General features: G+C 48.3%; 16 protein-coding genes and 2 tRNA genes. 10 read left to right on the top strand and 8 right to left on the bottom strand.

What is annotated here, in order from left to right; genetic code table 11:
* Positions 1–783: 783 nt before the first annotated feature.
* Positions 784–1,905 carry a PDDEXK family nuclease gene (locus tag DFT_RS05130; RefSeq protein ID WP_054030177.1) on the top strand — a complete coding sequence of 374 codons (1,122 nt, stop codon included), beginning with the start codon at positions 784–786 and terminating at the stop codon, positions 1,903–1,905.
* A gap of 103 nt (positions 1,906–2,008) precedes the next feature.
* Positions 2,009–4,210, top strand: coding sequence for an AAA family ATPase (locus DFT_RS05125; protein WP_054030176.1), 2,202 nt, complete (start codon positions 2,009–2,011; stop codon positions 4,208–4,210).
* A 395-nt stretch (positions 4,211–4,605) separates the two neighbouring features.
* Here DFT_RS05125 and DFT_RS05120 read toward each other — a convergent pair whose 3' ends face one another.
* From DFT_RS05120 to DFT_RS26125, 5 genes are all read right to left on the bottom strand, one after another.
* Positions 4,606–6,084 (bottom strand): hypothetical protein, encoded by a 1,479-nt coding sequence (locus DFT_RS05120; RefSeq protein ID WP_054030175.1) that lies wholly within the window; start codon positions 6,082–6,084, stop codon positions 4,606–4,608.
* A 319-nt stretch (positions 6,085–6,403) separates the two neighbouring features.
* Positions 6,404–8,026 carry a radical SAM family protein gene (locus DFT_RS05115; RefSeq protein ID WP_054030174.1) on the bottom strand — a complete coding sequence of 541 codons (1,623 nt, stop codon included), beginning with the start codon at positions 8,024–8,026 and terminating at the stop codon, positions 6,404–6,406.
* Positions 8,027–8,617: 591 nt separating this feature from the next.
* Positions 8,618–8,824: a hypothetical protein gene (locus tag DFT_RS05110; protein WP_054030173.1), complete on the bottom strand. Its 207-nt coding sequence runs from the start codon at positions 8,822–8,824 to the stop codon at positions 8,618–8,620.
* A 57-nt stretch (positions 8,825–8,881) separates the two neighbouring features.
* On the bottom strand, positions 8,882–9,868 hold the full coding sequence (locus DFT_RS05105) for a hypothetical protein (RefSeq protein ID WP_054030172.1): 987 nt from the start codon (positions 9,866–9,868) through the stop codon (positions 8,882–8,884).
* Complete coding sequence (locus DFT_RS26125) at positions 9,861–10,025, bottom strand: hypothetical protein (protein WP_161807081.1); 165 nt, start codon at positions 10,023–10,025, stop codon at positions 9,861–9,863. The genes DFT_RS05105 and DFT_RS26125 overlap by 8 nt, the downstream gene beginning before the upstream one ends.
* Before the next feature lie 336 nt (positions 10,026–10,361).
* On the opposite strand from DFT_RS26125, the gene DFT_RS05100 reads away from it, so the two are divergent.
* Both DFT_RS05100 and DFT_RS24830 read left to right on the top strand, forming a co-directional pair.
* Positions 10,362–11,540, top strand: coding sequence for a hypothetical protein (locus tag DFT_RS05100; RefSeq protein WP_152971870.1), 1,179 nt, complete (start codon positions 10,362–10,364; stop codon positions 11,538–11,540).
* Between the two features lie 1,069 nt (positions 11,541–12,609).
* Positions 12,610–13,716: a tyrosine-type recombinase/integrase gene (locus tag DFT_RS24830; protein ID WP_076750397.1), complete on the top strand. Its 1,107-nt coding sequence runs from the start codon at positions 12,610–12,612 to the stop codon at positions 13,714–13,716.
* A gap of 22 nt (positions 13,717–13,738) precedes the next feature.
* Here the strand turns inward: DFT_RS24830 and DFT_RS05090 are convergent.
* Positions 13,739–13,815: transfer RNA gene (locus tag DFT_RS05090), tRNA-Arg, on the bottom strand.
* A 52-nt stretch (positions 13,816–13,867) separates the two neighbouring features.
* Positions 13,868–13,943, bottom strand: a tRNA-His gene (locus tag DFT_RS05085).
* 222 nt (positions 13,944–14,165) lie between these two features.
* Here DFT_RS05085 and DFT_RS05080 point away from each other — a divergent pair.
* The 5 genes from DFT_RS05080 (at position 14,166) to DFT_RS05060 (ending at position 22,318) form a co-directional block, all read left to right on the top strand.
* Positions 14,166–14,753 (top strand): LemA family protein, encoded by a 588-nt coding sequence (locus DFT_RS05080; protein ID WP_054030170.1) that lies wholly within the window; start codon positions 14,166–14,168, stop codon positions 14,751–14,753.
* A 26-nt stretch (positions 14,754–14,779) separates the two neighbouring features.
* Positions 14,780–15,712 carry a TPM domain-containing protein gene (locus DFT_RS05075; RefSeq protein ID WP_054030169.1) on the top strand — a complete coding sequence of 311 codons (933 nt, stop codon included), beginning with the start codon at positions 14,780–14,782 and terminating at the stop codon, positions 15,710–15,712.
* Positions 15,713–15,750: 38 nt separating this feature from the next.
* Positions 15,751–16,407 (top strand): TPM domain-containing protein, encoded by a 657-nt coding sequence (locus DFT_RS05070; protein WP_054030168.1) that lies wholly within the window; start codon positions 15,751–15,753, stop codon positions 16,405–16,407.
* 314 nt (positions 16,408–16,721) lie between these two features.
* Entirely contained in the window at positions 16,722–20,909 is a 4,188-nt protein-coding gene (locus DFT_RS05065; protein ID WP_054030167.1) for a PEP/pyruvate-binding domain-containing protein, read from the top strand.
* Between the two features lie 146 nt (positions 20,910–21,055).
* Positions 21,056–22,318: a type I glyceraldehyde-3-phosphate dehydrogenase gene (locus DFT_RS05060; RefSeq protein WP_054030166.1), complete on the top strand. Its 1,263-nt coding sequence runs from the start codon at positions 21,056–21,058 to the stop codon at positions 22,316–22,318.
* Between the two features lie 10 nt (positions 22,319–22,328).
* Here DFT_RS05060 and rsmA read toward each other — a convergent pair whose 3' ends face one another.
* Positions 22,329–23,195: a 16S rRNA (adenine(1518)-N(6)/adenine(1519)-N(6))-dimethyltransferase RsmA gene (rsmA, locus tag DFT_RS05055; protein WP_054030165.1), complete on the bottom strand. Its 867-nt coding sequence runs from the start codon at positions 23,193–23,195 to the stop codon at positions 22,329–22,331.
* A 174-nt stretch (positions 23,196–23,369) separates the two neighbouring features.
* Here rsmA and DFT_RS05050 point away from each other — a divergent pair, with 174 nt between their 5' ends.
* On the top strand, positions 23,370–23,744 hold the full coding sequence (locus DFT_RS05050) for a hypothetical protein (protein ID WP_054030164.1): 375 nt from the start codon (positions 23,370–23,372) through the stop codon (positions 23,742–23,744).
* Positions 23,745–23,787: the final 43 nt, after the last annotated feature.

Genomic DNA, 23,787 nt, shown 5'->3' with positions numbered 1-23,787 from the left:
TCAAATGCTTTTTTAAAAGTTTCTGCACATTTGGTGCCAATAATCACGTCTCATAGGACACTTTGAGCAATTTACTTGTAAGTCCTATCTTAATTATACATAATAATTAGAAGGAGTTTATTTCGAAATGGTGCACGAATAAAATGTGCAGTGCTCCTCAAAAACAGGACAAGTTAACCCCACCATAATCGGAAACTGAAAACAGAATCCGATCGAAGGATTGCCGAGTTGCTCGACAAAGTGCAAAAAATGTACATATGTGACGCCATCTATAAACATTTCCAATCTCAACCCCCATTTTTTTGGAACAATCAGAAGCGAGCCTCAAATCCGCAGATCGCGGATCCACAACGGCATGTCTTTTCATATCTGAGCGCTTTTGTTGTGACACTGGCCTTGTCATTGAATCATTCTATTTCGCAGCAGTTGCCCCACCCTTTTCACACATCCAACTAAACCAAGATGTATACAGGTTTTTACACATACTAAAAATTAACACAGAGAAATTGCCAAGTTAGGATGTTGCTGGCATCGCGGCTTCGCGCAGAAATGTAATTGATTTTATAGAGATAATATGATGTGATTACTTAAGTCGTACCTGTCTAACAACCGTTCCTAATATGTGCCACGAGACTATCTTTTTATATTTGATGCTCAATAGTGGTCAATTTTGACATATTTATAATAATTTTTTATAGATTTAATCGATTATTATATTTGATATGATGACTCTACAATGAACGCGTTGGGTAAAAACCGGGATGCGGGGATAATAATAAGTTTATGTCCGAAAATTATAAGCAAATCATAAATTCTGAAAAATGGAACGAGATTTGTTTTCTGCTGTCCGAGAATATCAGGCAAACTTTACCTGAAAAGGATTTTGAAAACCAGGTGGTTAGAGCCATTGAGGTTTTAGGATGGAAGGAGTTTAGGAATGAAATTGAAAGACAGCCATCCATACAACTTGGTCGTGAAGGCACACTTCGACCGGATTTAATAATTTATGGCAAAAATAAAAAATGTTTGATTGTTGTGGAAGTAAAAAGGCCTTTAGAGGACATAAAACGCGATTACATAATTGGTCAACTGCGTTCCTATATGAGACAAATGAAATCCGATTTCGGGTTTTTAATTGGACCCGATTTACGAGTTTTTTATGATGGACCACTGAACCCTCACTCCGATCCAATATTGTTAGAAAAAATTGATTTTGAAAAACAATCAGAAGATGGAATAAAGTTTGTAAGTATTTTTAATAAAAGCGGCCTTGAGTCGAATGAATATGATGAATACTTGAACAACAAACTTCACAAATTCAATAAAAAACAACAAGTGCGTGCAGTTACTCAGCAATTGATTTCATTCGAATTAAAACAGAGAGTTGTAGGATTTTTGAGAAACGAATTTCCGGACACCGATGACGAGACTTTTTCAGAGGCACTCCAACAGGTTTACATCACAATTTCAAAAAAAGAGGAAATAGGACAAAAAATTCCCTTAAATACAACAGGTGGTGCACGAACAAGGGAATCAACAAAAAAAATTACTCGCTCTCAACCTCAAAACACTATTTTGAAATCCTCTGAAGATTCTCCAGCTTCACACAAAATCGCAACCACACCATTTGAAAGCCGTCTGCTAATTCGCTTGAAGCACATATACGGTGTCCTGTATTTTATGAAACAAGGCTCAGATTTCCCTACGGCAACTCACCAGACGCTAAAGTTGTTCCCAGAGGTTCAGGATTACCAGACGATTTCAGACAAGTGCGCGAGAGGTTTTGCAGGTGATGTTGACACCTTTATCTCATGGTTCAATTCAGGGCAAATGCTGAATAAGCTTCAATTGAAATTTAATCTTTCCGATCATGATTATAATATATTCAAGGAATTGCTTGGCTAATTTTCGATAAATTTCACATCACCAACGCATTAACTCGGAGTGGCAATTCCCCTGCGCCCCATTGCCAGCCGGTTATGTAGAGCCTTCGCGAAAAGAGGGTTACATGATCGAATCAGTTCAGATTGCAGGCACCGCAACCTTCGCAAACACGCCTGAAAGCCTTTGTGACCTTTCTATGTTCAACTTCGTTTACGGGGCAAATGCAACTGGTAAAACGACTATTAGCAGGGTAATTGCAAATGAAGCCAACTATCCGAGTTGCAAGATCACTTGGCAGGGGGGCACTAAGCTCCAGCCGTTGGTCTATAATCGAGATTTTGTGGAGACGAACTTTAACCAGTGTGCGGAGCTAAGGGGCGTTTTCACGCTTGGCGAAAAAAACATAGATGTAATCAATAAGATCGCCGCTACAAAAATTGAGCTCGATACGATCACGAAAAAAATCGAAAGCCTTAGGTTAGGTTTGCACGGTGAGGGTGGGACGGGCGGTAAAATAGGTGAACTGGCAGCTCTCGAATTAGGGTTAAAAAACAAGTGCTGGTCTCAAAAACAAAAACATGACGCAAAGTTGCAAGGTGCATTCGAAGGTTTTCGAAACAATGCTGAAAAATTCAAGGGAAAGGTTCTCAAAGAGTGGATATCTAATTCTGCATCAGTGGAGACTTTGGCTGCTTTGGAAAAAAAGGCAGAAACGGTCTTCGGCTCCACTCCGACATCGGAGAGATTCGTCCCTGATTTAACGATTGATGTTGTCCTCTCCTATGAGAAAGCTCCGATACTCAAGAAACGCGTGATTGGGAAGGATGACGTTGATATAGCTGAAATGATAAAGAAGTTGAGGAACAGTGACTGGGTTAGGGAAGGTCGTAAATTTTATGAAACAAATCAAAGGGTGTGCCCGTTCTGCCAACAGGCCACGACCGATGCGTTTTCGAATAGCTTGAACGAATATTTTGATGAAGCATTTGAAACGGACAGTAAAGCCATTGAAGATCTCGTCACCGACTATAAGACAGCCTCCGAACGACTTCAGCAACAGATTTCATCTATTATTGCTAATCCAAGCAGATTCCTTGACATTGAAAAACTTAAGGCAGTAAAGGGACTCCTCGATTCTACAATCATGGTCAATATGCAACGCCTATTGTCAAAGAAAAAAGAGCCGAGTCAGGTAACGGAGTTAGAATCCATCAATGATATTGTATCAAAAACAAAAGAGATGATAGAAGCAGCTAACGTTCAGGTTAGCAGGCACAACAAGATGGTTTCAAACCTTGCCCAAGAACGTAGGATCTTAAGTGCACAAGTATGGAAGTATCTGCTCGAAGCAGAACTGAAGGCGGACTTGGAATCCTACAAAGTAAAACATGACGCCTTAAACAAAGCTATCGAAGCGATGAATCAACAAATTTTATTGGCAACCAATGAAGCGAGGAATAAGGCAACCGAGATTAGAGAACTCGAGCGACAAACGACAAGTATTCAGCCAACCATAGATGGTATTAACACCCTTCTGGCTTCATTTGGTTTCCAAAGTTTTTCGCTTGCTAAGGCCGATAGCGGGACGTGTTATAAGTTGTTTCGATCTGATGGTTCCGATGCAAAGGAGACTTTGAGCGAAGGAGAAAAAAACTTTGTAACTTTCCTCTACTTTTATCACCTGATGAGAGGGAGTGATTCAGAGAGTGGAATGACTACAGACCGCGTTGTTGTCATTGATGACCCTGTTTCTAGTCTCGACAGCGACATTCTTTTTATCGTAAGCAGTTTGATCAAAAACTTGCTTAATGAGGTTCGGTCAGGAAGAACTCATGTTAAGCAGGTTTTCGTTCTGACTCATAATGTTTACTTTCACAGAGAAGTCACTTTCAATCCTAAGAGAACCTGCGCAGTTATGAAGGAAGAGACATTCTGGGTCGTTCGAAAATCGGGCTCGATATCCAAGATAGAGCAACACAAATCGAACCCAATTAGGACTTCTTACGAATTGCTTTGGGCTGAGGTTAGAAACCCAGATCGCTCGAACCTCACAATACAGAACACCCTCAGGAGAATTCTCGAAAACTATTTCAAGATCTTAGGCGGTGTTGATCCCGACAAAATTTGTGGAATGTTTGAAGGGAAGGAAAAATTGATCTGTAAATCTCTATTTTCATGGGTTAACGACGGTTCCCATTACGCCCTTGACGATATTTACCTATCAATAGACGGCATGTTAGTCGAGACTTATCTAAATGTCTTTAAGCGAATTTTTGAGAAGTCTGAACATTCTGCTCATTATGAAATGATGATGTCAAGGAATTAGCACTTTTATTTAGGTGGAACGGTCAGCTTCGCACTGCAAATTGAAAAGCCTAATTTCTTTATAATAATGAAAGTCAATAAAAGAAGCCACCCTTCTAAAACAGATATTATTTTCCTCGATTATTTTTTTAAGGTTAACACAATGCTTAGACAATGGATAGAACGCTTTCACTTTGGTTTGATTGAAACTCACATTTAAATCCCGTTGAAAGTTTTTCTATTACAGTCCAAAAAAAAATCCTGATGTCAGCCATGCAAGGAGTCTATCTCGATGGCCAACACCAGGACCTATTCAAGAGCATCATAAGTTCTTTTTCGGGGTGGGCAGTCAATCCGTTCTTTTAATGAAATTTCCAAAATTTGGAAATTTTTTGAATGTTAACCGGTTTCGGGTTATCATCCATCAGTGCCGGTTTTTTTAAGCACTTCCTCTGTCTGTTCTGTGGTTCCCACAACCGCGGTGATTATTTTTTCGCATTTCTCTAATTCCAGTGTCAGCGCCTTGATCGTCTCTTCGATTTTTATCTTCCGTTTTTCGGCACGGTCCTTGTATTTCATTTTTTCTTTATCCGCCATCGCTTTGATAAAATCAGGTTCTGGCCAGTCCGTTTCTGATTTGCCTTTGATACTCGCTATTTTTTTACCAAGGTCTTGAATTGACGTGCCATTTTTGGCAATTTCTTTTATGAGTCCAAGTTTTGCTGTCTCCCACTCATCCTTTGTATTTAGATAGGTAAGGTAAATTTTATGAGACAGGTTCAATTTGGCATAATCCGCATCGCCTTCAAACGCTTTATCGTCAACAGCTAAGTTCACAGCATTGTAAAACCAGGATTTGGATGGGGCATTTCCTATTTTTTCAAGCCCTTCTATCATTGCATTAAGGGATTTTCCTTTTACCTTCTGCCCCTTTTTCGCTTTTTCGTAATCGTTGCCATAAAATTTTTCAATCAGATAATGGCCGACTTGGATGCTGTTTTTATGATTGGCGGCTATGAACTCTTTCACCTTTGCGGTGGTTTCCTGGACGAGATCCTCATCAGCATTTTCCTCTGGGATGTCGACCGTTTCACATCCAACCAATTCGGCTATTGCCTTGGTCACCTTGATGCCAGTCTGTACTGTAAACCATTTTTCTCTAACGCCCGCTTTTGCAAACCCCAGTTGAACAGACTGCACACCAGGGAACTTAGTGCTATTGAGGTTGAAATATTGATTCATCACTTCGGGACTGGCGCCACGGAAATCGGGTGATTCCTGGTGTGTCTCTGCACTTAAGAGCCCATTTTGGATCATCAGTTGAACGAGTTGTTTTGCTTTATCGGCGTTCATCGATAAACCGTTGCCAGCGCCCTGACCGTAACCGACCAGACATTTTGCATCATTGTAACCCCATTTTTTTGACTCCGCTGAGAATGTTTCATCTTCGATTCCGTAAATCAAAAACACATGGGCATTGGCTGGATCGGTAATCCATTTTTTGATTGTTGAGATGAATTTGGAATGCTTTTTGGCGTGATTGATATGATTAAGATCGGCAATCCGTTTCTCGATGTCAGCATCACCAAATTTTCCATCGCTGGTTTTTGGGGGACAAGTAAACGCCTCATTGATAATGGCATGACAACCAAGTCGCTTCTGAATCGCCCGAGTCAATCTGGCCGTCGTGGTTTGATCGGCGCCTTTGCAATTCGGAGCAATGAGAATAATGTTAGCGTTGATTTCTCCTGTCGTAATTTCGATGTCTTTACTGGCTTTGGGCATTATGCCTCCTTTGAAGTTGAAAGTTTTATTCGATTCCCAATCGCGAAAAAGAGTATGGACTCTTTGATTATCGCCCATTTTGCTCGGCACATTACCAATTTTTTTAAACATGAATGCTCAAAAATCCTTGATGTGGGGTGAAACGGTGACAGAAGTGTTGTTAGTTGGAAGGAATATCAGGAGGTGAATCAATACAACCTTTTGTGAATGTGTTATACACACACTTTAAAAGTTCGCGGGTTCTGCTTAAAACCGTTTTTGCTTTTTCAAAACGAAAAATTGAGTCTTCCGAGAAGCGCACCTAAAATCCGCAGATCGCCAATCCACAACGGCATGTCTTTTCATATCTGAGCACTTCTGCCAGGCAGATAGTAAGATAACACCGCCGTCCCCACAACCTATTTGTCATCACTTTGATCTTTTATAGTGGTCACGAGCCTCTTTTTTGTGTCCGCTTTGTTTTCTCTATCTGATTTTGATTACCCTGAAAAATTTTCACTGCGTCCGTTTTCCATTTGATCAACGCATCATCCTTATATTTTTCGTAAATTGATTGAAGTATTTCCGGTGACTGTTCGTTTTTTATTCTCTCTATTTCCTTTGAAAACGATTCATCAGCCCACTTCCTAATCGAATCGATATGATTCATAGTCCCGAGCCAAATATCATTATTAACAAACGGCCTAACATCTTCTATCAACTTGGGGATATTTGGAACGTCTAATGGAGGTTCCATGCTAATTGAAGTTCGGAAGCCTTGTTTGAATGCACATTCTAAACATGCCTTGCGTTCTTCATAACTGGGGGCATTTGGTTCCCAAATTTTCAAAATGGCATCATTCATGGCTCCGATGGTAAATCTGAAAATGATTTTGTCCTTGAAAAATTGACTGACTGCGCAAATAGTACTGATGCAGGCTAAATTAGGCTTGGTGACGACCAGGACTTCATTCCCGGCACGGAGCATTTTCCCTAATACAAACAAATAGGGATCAAGAATTTCTGGAAAAATGTCATGAGATGAAGGAAAACCGACAAGGCCATTTCTAAGGTTCTGGGGAGCGTCCACCTTCTGTTGGCGAATTTCCCAATTACTCCAATCCTCAGGTTGTTTTTTCTTTTGCCTACCAACATTCATGTCCTTCATGTAACAATATACGCAATCGTTTTTGCACCCCACACAGATGTTGAAATTATTCTTCGATTCAGTCCAATCCTGAAAACGACCTTTACCAGCGGCTGGATTGCTTCCGATTTCATTCAAAACCATTTCAAGGGACGCCAACACCTCTTTGTATACCTTCGCTTGGCGTTGCCCGTCTTCGTATTTCGCACTGGCCTTATTCCAGAGTTTTAACAATTCCTTTGGCTCGATTTTCCGCAATTCTGGTTTTGGCGGTAAGCAGGTGATGTCAATACCATCTGAGGAATCCTGCTCTTTGATGTAATTTTTGAACTCCCGAACAGACAGAGAATTGTCGTAAGCATGTTTGGCGAGCCGCTCTTTTTCTGCAAATGCTGATTTAACGGCCTCATCGAACTCATCCGGCTGAATTGATTTGATTTTTGGAGTATGAAGCAACTGGAGTTTATGGCTGTGGCCAAGCATTCCAAACGTTTGTAATCCTTCCTGGGCGCAAATCTCTTCATGAGCCGCCAAGTTAACCGCATTGTAAAACCACCCAATGGATGGAACCCCATTTTCGGTTGCTTTCGGCGCCATCCTGATTTTGTCAATGAGGGCTTTCAGGCTTGCTGGTTCGTCTTTGGTCTTGTTTTTGGCAAACGCGACTCGATAATCATTTCCGTAGAATTTTTCGATGATATATCGACCGGCTTCCATCATTGCATCGTGGAAATGACGGACAAAAATAGCTTTTAAATGTTCAAACGCCTCATTAACAACAGGATCTTCTGAATTTTCTGGAGCCCCATCGATCACAGAATCTGCCGATTGGGTTTGAGAACTATTGACGATATCCTCCACTATATCTTTTACATCGTCATCTTCAGAGTTTTTTTTCTTAAATTCCAGGCTTGTGTCGGTATCCATATATGCTCTCCTGTTGTGTTTATTTTTTACAGCGTCACCAATTCTTGTTACTTAGTAACTCAATGCTTGATACTTATAGGGAAATTTAAGTCTGTTTGATTAGAATCGGCAACTTTTCGGGATACTATAGAATTGATTTTCAGGTAGGGAACGAACTGACGTTTCGGCGCTCACAAAATATTCATTTCGATGATTGCCGAAAACAATCGTCACAATTTAAATAGTTTTTCGTTTTCAAAACGAAAAATCGAGTCTACCGAGAAGGGCGCCTCAAATCTGCAGATCACAGAACGGAACCAGGATGTTTGCGGTGGTCCCCAAAAACTGGACAATGTGCTAAGCTCTGGGTCACACCCTAAAAGGAGCTTTTCATGATCAAGAAACGGAAACAGTACAGTCCGGAATTCAAGGCCAAAGTGGCGCTGGCCGCCCTGAAAAACGAAGAGAACTGAGCGTGATAATTTGCAGCCTCGCCAGAATAATATTCTATGCGATAAGGGGAGCGCTTCCATACCGAAAAAACAGCATGCCTTACAATCTATTTTTGATATGATTATGCGCTCTCCTGGTGCACTATTTCCATAATTTCATTCAACCTGTGTCATTCTCATCTTCATCTGGCAGCATCTCAAACGGCAACTCCACGGTATACCAAGTCTGACCGCAACCTTCATCATCAATTAAATGAATCACTCGGCGCCGCTTGACCATAATACCCCTCCAGGGCACTTGTTCGTAATCTGATAAAACTCTTGTTTTTCCCATTTTGTTACAGTGTGGACAATACTTAATTGTCATCTCCGTTTCCTCCTTGTAAAAATATGAACGCCTTTAAAAGACGTCGTTCTTGAAAATTTATGCAACTTTATCTTCAAATAAACGATCAGCGGTCTCCTCAATAAACCATCGAAGTTCCCATGCATCATCGTAAATTATCTTCGCAAACTCTGATTTTTCAGCTGGCGATGCTGTGGTCAACCAGTCAAGTTGTTTATCAGAATACTTGATATGCAGTTTTGGCAATCTTCCAACCATATTTTCAAATTCCATTGAATCATCACCGTATCGGTTTTTAAGCTCAGGCATTTTAAGATCTAAGACTCGTTTCAAATATTCATGGTTATCGTCTTCTTGTTTAATCACATACCGCACCCCCTGGTTATCCCAATAGAGTTGTATTTCTCCGAAAAAGCAGCAATCAATATAGATGGTGTGACCCCAGTCGCTGGTCTCCATAACCTCGTCATCGAATGCTTCCCAGGGCTTATAAAACGCTTCATTGAACGAATTGAAATAAACGTTCCAGAAGGTATGGGCTAAAACGCGCTCTTTGGATGGCAATTGACCAAATGGTAGTTTTTCATCATCAGATACATCGATGGGCTCAAGATACTCTGGCAAACCAAATGTGAGTGTCTTTTCATCGATTTTGAAGAGACTGAATCCTAATGGATATCGCTGAAGGCATTGTACCAATGAAGACACTACAAGCTCGTCTGCTGCAGGGTTTTGAAGATCGCTGGTGTTCGTACCAGGTGCATATAATATGATCCTTCTATCACAGTCATTTCCAATCCCGAAGGTGGCATCGATGACCTGATCAACAGATGGTTCGCCAATTTTGAGATCAATAAGAACTCTTATTGCCTCAGGGTCATTATCTTTCTTAACTTTTAATAGGATGCCTTCACGGTCGCCTTTTCGCTGGTACTTTTTTATGGGGTTAACTTCCGTGATTTTTGAAATACCGCTTTTTTCCAGCAGATCGTGTAAGGGTTGCGCCTCGGTAATGAGGTCTATTAGATCTCTAACGCTTTCATTTTTATTCTTGAAATTATGCATTTAGGTTTTCCTCCTTTTGGTCGATTTCTTTTTGAAGCAAGTCGCGAATATACGCAGAAACCGTGACTTCCAGATTGTCGGTGATGTCGACCAACCGCTGATAACATTGCTCTGTGAGCATCACTCCGACATTGCGCGTGTAGATTTTTTTCCTCATGGTTTACTACCTCCTGTGAATTGGATTTGTATTTAATTTATATTTTGTTCCGAAAAATTTTAAAGTCGTCCCGAATTTTTTGCCGGTTGGAAACTCAAATCCACAGCAGGTATCTGCACGGGTCACATGCGAGATCAGTTGATGTCCTTATGAAAATTCCGGAAGTTGCCGATACAACTCGAGAACAAACTTAAAAGGCGGGGACGCACCGTCTTGAGGACCATGCGCAAGGTTCTCAAAAAATGCCCATTTCACTGTGGTTGCAAGTCAGGATCAGGTTTTCCCCAACCATAACGACCTGATCCTGACTTGGCATCCTTGGGGAATGTAATCGTTATGGGGGATGCAGCAATGCCAATAAAATCCAAACGCAGTATCATCACCAATCGTCAGTTGAATTTCACACTGTCGCCTGTGGATATGCACAATCCAACACAGAAACAGATGCCCCACAGTCTGCCGAACTATGCCATCGATGGGACGTGGAACCATCACCAGTCAATTGTTCTGGACATCATTTTACACACGATTTTTAAGGGATATTATTCAAAATACTCAAATATTCCTAAATCCTGGCGGTCAAATGACGCTATCGAAGTAAACCAAAGGTTCAGCGGTAAGATTTTCACTCCAATTGTGATGGCATATCTGAGCAAACATCCAATCAAAGCATTTTCCATCCAAGAAGGTCAAGATGTCGAGAAAATCGAGAGAGATGCGTATGCAAAGCAATCTGATGACGAATATAAGAAACCGACCTTTGAAGAGCATTTTCAGGATTTTTTGAATAGGAATTATAAATATCAGCAATTTTTAGAAAATATGGCCCAAACGGAATCCGCCTTTAACATCGACATCCGATATTCCTTTAGCAAATTGGATCTTTTTAAAAACTATCCCGTGCTTGAACGTTATAAGGATAAATTCTTCGAGCATGCTCAAAAAATTGCCGAAACGAAATTTAAGATGAACTACAAGGTCAAATGCATCACCAAGGCACCCCAATTTAACAAAAAGGGAATAAGGATTGATAAGGGCGAAATGGTGGACGCAGTGTATGTGATGGACAATTTTGAGCAGATTTTTTCCATGGATTTGAAAGACGATCTTTTGGTGGTAAACTTTAAATCGCCGCTGGGGAAAATGATCATTCACAACACTTTGGTATTGGATACCGACTGGCCCCCCGATGAAGTGCTTGATTTGGGGAAAAACGCCTATTTCCTTTTCAAACGTTTTATATTGAACAAGGTGGCCGGGAAAAACGCCTCTGCTCAAATAAATTTGTGGTTCGAAGAGATCAAGACCTTCCTGGATTTGAGCTGGAGCAACAACAGCGGGGTCTATTCTATTATCAAGCTGGCATTTAATGAGATGAAAAAAAAGGGGTTGATCCAGGATTTCAGCTCGACTAAATATGCCAAGCAACGACTCTACAGGGTGATCTTAGAGACGCCCCAAAAAAAGCGCAAAAAAAGCAAAGCTCCGGCGCCGGAAGCAGTTGAAACCACTTGAATTATCAGCGTCATGACAGAAAATAACGCGTAGGATTTATGAAAATTCGCATATAAAATTGAAAATAACGCGTATGATTTTAAAAATAACGCGTATGTTTTATTCTGAAAGATATTGATATTGTTGAATTATTTTTTCTATAAATATGTAAATATTTAAAAATAGTTTATCAACTCTCTTCTTCCAAAAATCCTTTCCAAGGACTGCCCCCTTCGGGGCGTCCTTTGCAAGGATCGCTGAGGCAGTCGTCTAAGCAATTATTCTCATAATTTCAAAAAAAATTTCAGCAAGATAAATATCCATAAACATCAAAAATCTTGTCCTGGACAAGCATCGATACAAATCCTCACGACATCAAAGGCGAACGTCGAGAAATGTCCTCTATTTCAAATGCAGCTAACAGCATAGCCAATCTCCTCTCATACGTCCTACATTCAACTGCCCACTTCAGGGCCTCCCGACAAATAGCTAATCTACGTATGCCCCACATCCTTGGTCGATGGCAAAACTTCAGACGCGACTTCATTTTTCGGCAAATCCTCCATTTCAGCTGTCAATACATGATAGTCGCTAAGCTCAGTGTTCATGACAGTGTCCATGATCGCGTCAAACTTAGACAGTATGCGCCATCAGTATACTAAGGCGCGGGCGCCCCGTCAGGGCCAGCAGGTGCTTGACAGCTTATCATAGCGGTAGTATTATTACGCGCAAGAAGTAAAGGGCGCAGTTGCAGCGCCAAGCGACATCAATCAGACACAGGGTCCCGAACCCCGATCATGTTAAGGCCACCGCCACAGTGCACCGGCCAACCCACCCCAATTACCCGCATCACCGATTTAGTTACAGGTCATAACTGACCGAATTTAAAAGATGTTACCTCTGGACCCGGGAAGGACAGAGGTCATCATGACAGATTCCATTGACAATCCCGGCGGTCACGATATTTTGACACCCGAGGAGGTCGCCCTATACCTGCGCAAAAGCCCCAGTTGGGTCTATAAGCACTGGCAGGCGTTGGGCGGCAGGAAACTCGGAGGTTCTCTGCTCTTCCCCAGAAAGGAGGACCTCTATGAGCGTTTATTCGGTAAAGGCAAAGGGGTGGAGATACGACTTCACCCTGAACGGGACCAGGCACACAAGGGGCTGGTTCAAGCGGAAACAGGACGCCGTGAAGGCGGCCACATTGAAAAAGGAGGAGCTAAAAAACCCGGTGCCAGTGATCGAGGCACCAGAGACGCCAATCGACATGGCATTCTTGGATCTGGTCAATAGTCGTCTGGATTATGTGAAGGCGTATAACTCCGAACGGCATTACACTGACCATCTTTATCTGGCCAAGCGATGGGTCAAGGAATGGGGAAAACGGAAATGCCGTGAAATTACCCCGACGATGATCCAGAACTACCTGCTAAAACGATTCAGGCAGACGTCAGGATACACGGCAAATAAGGAGCTACGCTACATTCGCGCCGTGTTCAATTTTGCGATGCATCCGACGAGGGACTGGATGGATTTCAACCCGACCCGTGGTATCGAGTTTTTCCCAGTGGAGAAACGGATAAAATATGTCCCGCCCAAGAAAGATGTGCTCAGGGTCATCCTGGCAGCTGATCCGGACACCCAGGATTACCTTTGGACCATTGCTCTAACCATGGGGCGCATGGGTGAGGTAAACCGCCTGACATGGCAAGACGTCAATTTTGACGCCCGCTGTGTGACCCTTTATACAAGGAAGAAAAAGGGCGGGCATTTAACACCCCGAAGCGTTCCGATGACCGGCAAGCTTTTTGAAGTGCTGGTCAGGCGGTTTGAAAATCGGGATGCGGAAAAACCTTGGGTCTTTTGGCATCGCTACTGGAGTCGGAAAAATGACTGTTGGATAGAAGGGCCGTATGCGGAGCGGAAGAAAATCATGAATACGCTCTGCGAAAAAGCGGACGTGAAGTATTTCCGTTACCATGCATTACGTCATTATGGCGCTTCGATGCTTGACTCTGCCAAAGTCCCGATCGGATCGATTCAGCGCATTCTTGGCCACGAAAATCGTGCAACAACCGAGATCTATTTACACTCCGTTGGCGAGGGCGAACGTCATGCAATGGACATCCTGGATGATGGATTCAAAACTTTTTCACACACGGATTCACACACGGATAAAAAAAGGGGAAACAGCTGAAGCCGTAACCCCTTGATATTAATGGCACGCCCGGCCCGATTCGAACGGGCGACCTACGGATTCGAAGTCCGGTGCTCTATCCAGCTGAGCTACGGGCGCGCAAACGATAAGACCATTGCGGCGGGATGCGGCAATGGTCCATTTTTTCAGATGGGGTGAGTGATGGGACTTGAACCCACGACCACTTGGGCCACAACCAAGTGCTCTACCAACTGAGCTACACCCACCATAAGAAAGTGCATCTTGTTATCAAAAAGGCAGTGGCAGTGCAAGAAAAATATCTAAGAGGCGACCTTTCCATCTTCAGGTGCAGCAAGGACCGACATTCGGATGATCGATCGAGCGGCTTTGCGGGACAATATTGGCACCTCCATTGTTTTTTGACTGAAATTCAGCTATATGCGACATATTGACGTTCTTGACGAAGTCCACATCATGCGGAGGAACCTATGAGAAACCGTTACATGAGGCTATTTTTGGCGATTGTGGTGGCATTCGGGGCGGCGGGTTGCGGCTACAACTCGCTTCAGGCGACCGAAGAGGAGGTGTTCAAGGCGTGGGGCAATGTGGAAGCCAATCTGCAGCGTCGGGCCGATCTGATTCCGAACCTCGTGGAGACGGTCAAAGGCTACGCGGCTCATGAACGGGAAACCCTGGAGGCTGTGGTCGAGGCGCGGGCCAAGGCAACCAGCGTGCAACTGGCTCCCAAGGATCTGAGTAATGCCCAGGCCATGCAGGAGATGCTGCAGGCCCAGGGGGGATTGTCGTCGGCCTTGTCGCGCCTGATGGTGGTGGTGGAACGCTACCCGGACCTGAAGGCCAATCAGAATTTCATCGATCTGCAAAATCAACTGGAAGGTACCGAAAACCGGATTAACGTGGCCCGTCAGCGCTACAACGACGCGGTGCAGGCCTTTAATACCATGGTGCGAAAACTGCCCTACAGCCTGACCAACAGCTTGCTGCTGCACCTGGAGCGCAAGGAGTATTTCAAAGCCGAGGGCGGGGCCGAAAAGGCGCCCACGGTAAAATTCTAGCCAACGCACAAGGATTTGGTCATTTCATGCAGCAAAGCAGAGACGGCATCGAACCGGCGCGTATCGGTCAGCGGATACTGATCGTCATGGCGGTGTTGACCGCCCTGGCCGCATTGTTTATCGGTGTCCAGCAATTATGGGCGCTGGAGGTACCCCGGCTTCAAGGCCGGGTGAACGACTACGCCAACATGATCGGCAGCGCCACGCAACAGCAGTTGGAAGCCATGCTGGCCGATTTGGAGCGTTCCGACGGCACCCAGATCGTGGTGCTGACGATTCCGGAGTTGCAGGGCGATGCGCTTGAGGACTTTTCCATCCGCGTGGCCGAAAAATGGGGCATCGGGCAAAAGGCCAATGACAACGGCGCCATTTTATTGATCTCCAAAAACGACCGTAAAATCCGCATCGAGGTGGGCTACGGCCTGGAGGGACGGCTGACGGATCTGATGGTGGGCCGCATCATTCGCAATGTGATCGCCCCGCAATTCAAAATGGGCCGTTTCGATCAGGGGATCATGGACGGCGTATCGGCCATGGTGGGCACGGTCAAGGGGGAATACGAGGCACCGGCTTCGGAGCGCCGGCCCGAGAAAAACGGGCCGGGCTCATCGGGCCTGGTGGGGTTGATCGTCCTGTTCATGTTGCTGAATGTTTTGGGACGGGTGAATCGTTGGGTCGGCGCAGGCTTGGGTGGCGTGCTGGCACCCATCGCCGGCGCCTTATTGTTCGGCGCAGGCGCGTTGGCCATCCTGGCATTGATTCCCATCGGTGTGTTGGGTGGATTTTTACTCGGTACCTTCGGAGCGCCGCTATCCTTTGGCCACACCCTTCCCTCCTCGCGTCGCGGCACCCATTGGGGCGGCGGCGGCTTTGGCGGTTTTTCGGGAGGCGGCGGCTTCGGTGGTTTTTCCGGCGGCGGCGGCGGCTTCGGCGGCGGCGGCGCTTCGGGCGGATGGTAGATAGGGACGGGTGTTTCTGAACGGGTACGGAGTCGGGCATGACAAATCTTGCCAAACGGTTTTTGACCGATGAGGAGAAAATCAAGATCGATGCCGCGGTAAAAGCGGCCGAAGCCAAGACCTCGGGCGAAATCGTTTGCCTGGTCGAATCGGCGAGTTATCGCTACCCCATGGCCAACGTGATCGGCGCAGCGGTCCTCGCGTTGCCTCTGGCCCTGATACTCACCCCGCTGATCGGCGGATGGCTCTGGATCGGCCCCTATAACATGTGGCTCTTTTTGGGCCTGTTCGGGCTCGCCTTTACGGGCGCCTATATTATCGTCGACCATAGTACACCGCTGAAGCGCGCTTTTGTCTCGAAAAGGGAGATCGAGGAGGAGGTCGAAGAAGCGGCCATCACCAGCTTTTTCAAGCACGGTCTGTATCGCACCAAAAATGCTAACGGCATCCTGCTTTTTATTTCGGTTTTCGAGCACAAGGTCTGGGTGTTGGCCGATCACGGGATCCACACCCGGGTGCCGGCCGGCCAGTGGGATGCCATTGTGGATCGGGTGATCGCCGGCATTCGCAATCAACGAGCGGCGGTCGCTATCTGCGAGGCTGTCGATACAATAGGTGCCATTCTCAGCCAACATTTCCCCGTCGATCCCGATGACGCCAACGAACTCAAAAACCTCATCGTTACGGACCAGTAGGAGGCGCCACCCAGTCGGTAGACGGTAGACCCGAATCCATGCAGACAAAACCGGATTTGATCCTGCCACCCTTGATCTTATCGCTTTGCAGCAATTCTAATCGGATGGCAGCAGTTATGACAGGCGAGGATAGAGCAGGTGGACAGGGCCACCTGCTCTATCCTCGCCGGGTTAATGAATAGCATTCAGTAAGGGTCCCTGACCTCTTCGATCCCGCCTTGAAAACAGGCCATGGCTCTGATAAGATTTAATCTCTTTTCCGTGGGCCCAAACGACACGCGCCAAGCCCTTAGCCCGAACCATCGGAGGCAAGGATGATCAAATCCAGAGCACTGGAAGTTAATCTGGCCCGCACCCAGGTGGATGTGGCCATCGATCCGAAGTATGCCAGCCTGCAAGCCGTCATGGCGGATTATTACGGTCTACTCAAAGGGTTGAACACGTTTCTCAAAGAAGTATCCCATCCTTATAAGAACTGGCAATATATCGTCGGCGGCGCACGTGGTTACGCTTTGGATTACTTCCATTTGATGCGCATGCACCCCATGGGGGTCGAGGCGGCCGAGCGGCTGCTGGAGATTTTTCTGGATGGTTTGACAAATTCAACTACCCAGGCCGTTAAAGTGGATGCCGCTGACAATCTCCTGCTTTTTCTCCAAAGGATCATCAAATCCGCGGAGGGCGAATGGAAGCGTTTCGAACCCCTGGTGCAGGCTTATTTTGAAAAAATCGAGAATCTTCCGGACGACCTGTTTCATCTTTTCGTGCGAAGCTATTTCCCGCTCAAGCGGCTGGCCGAAAGCTTCACGGTCGATGCGCCCAAAACCGAAAGGCAAATGGCGGCGGCGACCGGCCGGTTGATCTTGCGCTGTTTGATGGCCAGTTACGACTACTGGCTGGCTCAAAAGGGACCGATGCAGTGGTTCGTGGCCGAAATCGGAACGGACCTGCCGTGCATGAATCGCCTGCTCGAGATTTTTCACCCGGTTCGACACGAAACCCTCGCAGCGCAGCGGGGAAAAGCCATCCAAATCGCCGACACCCGGGACCTGGCCTCGCCCGAAGTTCTCCGGGACCTGTGCCGGCTCGATGATTTCAACGATATTTTGAAGACCTACCGCAAGATTCCACAGCAACTGCTTGAGGCGGGCGGCGCGGCATACGGCAACCAATGGAAGGTGTTGTTTCTATTTCACAGCATGAACATCGAGGGGCTGGCGCTGCTCCATGAAGACACCCTGCGCGATATCAACCGCACCCTCGACCAATTGATCAGCACCCAGAGTAGCCACTACACCGACAGCCTGATCCGCAAGACCTTCTCCATTCTCAAGATCAGCTCGCAAAGTTACCCGACCACGGCATTGAGCTGCGTGCTCAACATGGGCAAAGCCATCTTCCGGACCGACGATGACGAGCTGATCGCCATGTTTATCGATGGGGTGATCGATCTCGGATTCCAGGCTCCCCAGATCAAGGGCGTCGGCAACGACTGGCAGATCCAGGTGAACAATGCCCACCTGGAAAACATTCGCACCTGGCTGGAGCTGATCGAATTGCAACCCAAGAAGGCGACCCGCCTGATGAGCAATCTGATCATTCACCTGGCCGTCAGCGGCGTCTTCATTCGCGATACGGATCTGTTCGGCCGCGATATCACCCGTCTGCTCAACAGCGATATCGGACCGATCTACAACCTGACCAAGCAACTGGCCCGCCTATTTCCAGTCTACTTCAACGACATCGGCGCCGAAGGCGAGTTGCGCGACATCTCCACCCGCATCGACGAGATTTGCCATCGGCGGGATCCCCTGATCCACTTCCTGCGCAAGCAAAGCCATGTGGAAAGCAGCAACCGCGTGCTCAACCTCATGGAGGCGGTGCTTCATTTCTGGACGACCCGCGATAAGACAGCGCTGGGACCGTTCCTGCCACCCGATATTTATGCCCAGATCGACACCAACGGTCCTCACATCCGGGGCGTTCACCGCATCTTGAGCTATCTTGCCCAATCGGGCCTGCAGATCGACAGCCAACTTCTGCTCAAGCGGGCATCGGAGCTCAAAACGATCGTGGGTAAGGTCGACAAGGTGACGGACACCGATCGCGAGCGCATCCTGCTCCTCGCTGAATTCTACAAGCAGTTGAACAACAAGTACAACCTGGATTTCAAAAGCCTCAAGAGCCTCGTCAATCAAATGCCCCAGGAATCTTTTCCCCGCCTGGACATGCTCAAAAAAGCGTTGGATGAGCCTGGTCTCAACGACCGCATCTCAGGCCTGCTCGACTACCTCATGGTCCTGCGCTCCATCATCCTGATGGCCGAAACCTACGAGGCTCGAGAAGACATTTACAAGAAGCGTCACTTTACCGTAGACATTCCCTCCATGTACGGTAGTTATCGCGAACTGAAATTCGACGCCATGGGGTTGACCCTGCGCATCGAGGCCCTGGTCAACGCGCTGTTCGAGGAGTTGGTCAACACCATTGATTTGAGCTTCATCACTAAATCCACGTGCCATCAGATCTACAAACGGTTGAAACTGTTCGACCGGGCGCTGAAAATCGATGGGATTGCATCCGCCGAGTTGGAGCGCGAATTGGACCTGCTCAGCCACTCCCTGGAGATCCGCGGGTTCAGCTTCACCCAGTACCTGGATATCTTCAAGGGGTTCGCCCAGGCGGTCAAAAACGTGATCAATGACTACTTCAACAATATCCACGGGGAGCATCTGACCCAGATCCTGGATTCGATGCCCCAGACCTGCTTGTTGGAGAAATTCAAACCCATCGGCTTTTCCGGGGAAGTGGATCTGGAAAACGTGTGTCACCGCACATCGGAAATCTTCTTCCGCGATCGCCTGGCCACATCATTGGGCTTGCAGCAGCTCGATCTTTTTCTCAGTCGCATCCTGAACACTTTGTTTCATCAATCCAACAAACTGCCCAAAGAAAAATTGCGCCTGCTGCTCAACTACGACCCGGAACGGGCCATTACCTCTTTATCGGCTCCCAATCGCCTGGCCACGGATATTATCAACCTGGGCAACAAAGGCTACAACCTCGTTAAACTGCTCAATTTCCGCCTGCCGGTGCCGCCAGGGTTCATCATCACCACCGAAGTATTTCGCTGCCGGGAAATCATCGAAACCTTCCCACCGGCCAAAGACAATTTCCATGACCAGGTAACGCAACACATTCATGATCTGGAAAAAATCACCGGTAAACGCTTTGGATATCCGCGAAACCCCCTACTGATTTCAGTGCGCAGCGGCTCGTCCATTTCACAGCCCGGCATGATGGATACCTTCCTGAATGTGGGCATGAACGAAGAGATCGCCGAGGGACTGGCCGTCAAAAGCCAAAATCCCTGGTTCGCCTGGGACAACTACCGACGCTTCCTTCAGTGCTACGGTATGGGGGTCGGACTGCAACGCGACGACTTCGACGCCATCATCAGTGACCATAAAAAACATTTGGGGATCCCCTTGAAGAAGGAATTCAGCGGGGAACACATGAAACAGGTGGCGCTGAATTACAAGCGGCGCATTTTGGACGAAGGCTATACGGTTCCTGACGACCCCATGGAACAGTTGCATTTGACCATCCGCTCCGTGATGGACTCCTGGGAGTCGGAAAAGGCCAAGACGTACCGGCAGATCATGGGGATATCCGACGATTGGGGGACGGCCATCACGGTCCAGGCCATGGTCTTCGGCAACGTCTCCCAGCGCTCCGGCTCAGGCGTGATCTTTACCCACAACCCCCGTTGGTCCAGCGAACGGCTGAGCCTGTGGGGTGACTTTACCGTTGAAAACCAGGGTGAGGACGTGGTGGCCGGATTGGTCAAGACACTGCCCATTTCGATCAAGCAGCAGGAGGCCGAGCTGCGCGAGACCGATATCACCCTGGAGACGCACTTTCCCGAAATCTATCAGACCATGCTGAGCTGGGCCCAGGAGCTGATCTTTAAAAGAGGGTGGAGTCCCCAGGAGATGGAATTTACCTTCGAAAGCCAGGACACCCGTGACCTTTACCTGCTTCAGACACGCGACATGGCCATTCGAGAACGCAAGCGCGTACTGGCTTTTGATCTGCAAGGCAAGGAAACCGACCTCTACCTGGGCCATGGCATCGGTGTCAGCGCCGGCGCCATGAGCGGCCGCCTCGTCTTCGGTTTGGACGAGGTCGAATACTGGCGGGCCAAGGAGCCCCAAACCGCGTTGATCCTGGTACGCGGTGATACGGTGCCGGATGACATCAAGGAGATCTTTGCCGCCGATGGGGTTCTCACGGCCCGTGGTGGGGTGACCTCCCATGCCGCGGTCGTGGCCCACCGCCTCGGAAAGACATGCGTGGTCGGCTGCGGCGGCATGCTTTGCGACGAGCGAAAACGGTTGGTCCGCTTCACGAACCACGAGTTGTCATCAGGAGACTACATCAGCATCGATGGCCGCGAGGGATCGGTTTACCGCGGCTGTTTGAAAATCAAGGAGGCCTGAATCCGTTTTAAAGGTGCCCATCCGGAAACGGACAAATTGGGTCGAGATCAAGGCATGCGGAAAATTTTGCCTCAGGCAGGTATTTTGATGAACAGACGTCGCAGGGGTGGCCTTTATCTCCGTCCAACCACGCCAAGGGGGAAAAAATGAAAGAACAAGAGGGTTACAGCAGGATCGGGGGACTCGGTATCAACGGCTTCGGCCGGATCGGCAAACTGAGCTTGTGGCACCATATCGGGCGCAAGTACTTCAATGAGATCGTGGTCAACATCGGACGACAAGCCGGCACCGGCCTGGCGGACATCGCCCACTACCTCGAACGGGACTCCACTTATGGCGCCCTGCATGCCTACCTGCATGGCTACAACGCCAAGCCGGTCGTGGAAGAGCTCAACGAAAGCGAAGGCAGCATGCGGGTGGACGGCGTCAAGGTTCGTTTTTTGCGGGACGTCCGCAACCCCGGGGCCATCGATTGGCAAAGCCATCATATCCGCCTGGTGGTCGACACGACCGGACAGTTTCTCGACCCGACGTTGCCTCCCGACAGCGCCAAGGGCTCGTTGCGGGGCCATCTGGCCGCCGGCGCCCAAAAGGTCATTGCATCCGCGCCGTTTAAAATCAAAGCCAAAGCGACTCCCATGCCCGAAGATGCGATCACCACCGTCATGGGCGTCAACGGCAATGACTATGATCCCAGGCGCCATCGGTTGATATCCAATGCCTCGTGCACCACGACCTGCCTGGCCCACATGTTCAAACCCTTGCTGGATGCCTTCGGCGCCCAGAGGATATTGTCGGCTTCCATGGCCACGATTCATGCCGCCACCGGCTCTCAGGAAGTGCTCGATCGCCTGCCCAAAGCAGGCAAGACCGACCTGCGCAAAAATCGCAGCATCATGAACAACATCATTCTGACCACCACCGGCGCGGCCGCCGCCCTGGGCCTGGTGATCCCTGAAATGAAGGGCATCGGGTTTATCGCGGAATCCGTGCGCGTGCCGACCAGCTCGGGATCGTTGATTATCCTCGTGCTGAGCATCCAGGAAGAGCCCGACAGCCGAAGCGTCACGCGGGAAGCCATCAATGCCGTCTATGCCCGGGCCGCTTCGGAAGATCCCAACGCCTATCTCTACTACACCGAGGAGCAGAACGTTTCGGTGGATATCATCGGCACTCCGCGGGCGGCCGCAATCATCGAGGCACACGAAACCCATACCCGTACCGCCGAACTGACCATCGACCTGAGGAAGGTGCCCGGTATCCCGTCGACCCTGCTTTCGGCCATGGAAAGCACGATCGTTCGGCCCCAGGTGACCCAGGCCGTGATCTATGGGTGGTACGACAATGAAATGGGCAGTTATGTGAACATGCTCGGCGACCGCACGGTGTCCGTCGCCGAACAGATGTAGGAAAACTGTTTCAAGCTTGCCGGTCGGGCCGGACCAGGTATCGGCCCACCGCATCGGTCAGGCGGACGAAATCGGCCACGCTGAGGGTCTCCGCCCGCCGTTGGGGATCGATGGCGGCCGCTTCCAGGACCGCCGCGGCACCGTCACCGCCCAGGGGCAGCAGCCCGCCGGCCAGCGCATTGCGAAGCGTTTTGCGACGCTGGCCGAAAGCGGCCTGGACCACGCGGATCATCAAGGCTTCATCGCTCACCTGGGGCTCGATACGCGCCTTGAAATCGATCTGCAGCACCGTGGATCCCACTTTGGGTTTGGGGTAAAACATCTCCGCCTTGATTTCCCGCAGCACCTTCATTTCGGCACAATACTGCAAAAGAACCGAAAGACGGCCGTAAGTCCGGTTGCCGGGAGCGGCACAGAGCCGATCGGCCAGCTCCTTCTGAAACATCAGCACGGCCCGGCGCACCGAACGGCGCTCTGTGATCAGTTTCACCATCACTTGCGAAGAGATGTTGTACGGCAGATTGCCGATGACGACGAAGGCCTGGCCCTCCTGCTCTGCCAGGCGGTTCAAATCCAGGGCGAGGATGTTTGCCTCCATGACCTGGACGTGTTGCAGACCCTGGGCCAGCAATTCGGCCTGCAACAGAGGGACCAGCAGGCGATCCTTCTCCACGGCGATGACGCGCCGGGCCCGACGCGCAGCCGGTATGGTCATGGCGCCCAGCCCGGCACCGATTTCCAGAACAAGGTCCTGACATCCGATGGCGGCCAGGTTGACGATATTCTCGGCCAGGGTCGGTTCTCTGAGAAAATTTTGGCCCAGTTCCTTGCGGGCGCGCAGGTTCCATGCTTTCAGAATCGTTTGGGGCGATGTCATGGCGCCACCCTTCCTTTCTTTGCAGACCGGCAGCTCTAACACACGGTCAGGGGGAATTCAATCTTGCCTTTTCCTTGACTTTTGGTCCCCGATTCATTAGCTATTCAAGCACATCGCCAATAGTTACAAAAACTTATCATGACATGCAACACGACACATATCGCGGAGTGAACGATGGCCAAAAAGAAAGGAAAATCGGTCAGCTTCGATGCCATGGTCAAATTCTTCATGAGCACGTACAACATCCCTACCAAAAGGGATGTGGAAGCCTTGATGGTTCGCCTGGATCGCATCGAACGTTCGATTGCCACATTGAATGCCGAAAAGGGACGCCGTAACGGCGACAGCAAATCCGCCGGCAGTCAAGCCGTTGCCACGGCATCCGATCTGGTCCTGGAAGTGATCAAGCGATATCCGGATGGCGTCGACTATGCCGAAATCAAACGGCAAACCGCCTACGGCGAAAAAAAACTGCGTAACATCCTCTTTAGACTTCACAAACTCGGCAAGATCCGCCGGGTCAGCCGGGGTGTCTATGCCCAGGCGTGACGCCTGCTTCGACATTCAACCCGTTTACCATAATAAGGTGTGC

The sequence above is a fragment of the Desulfatitalea tepidiphila genome (assembly GCF_001293685.1).
Classification (GTDB): Bacteria; Desulfobacterota; Desulfobacteria; order Desulfobacterales; family Desulfosarcinaceae; genus Desulfatitalea; species Desulfatitalea tepidiphila.
Note: the sequence above shows the minus strand (reverse complement) of the source record. Positions and strands in the feature narration are given on the sequence as shown.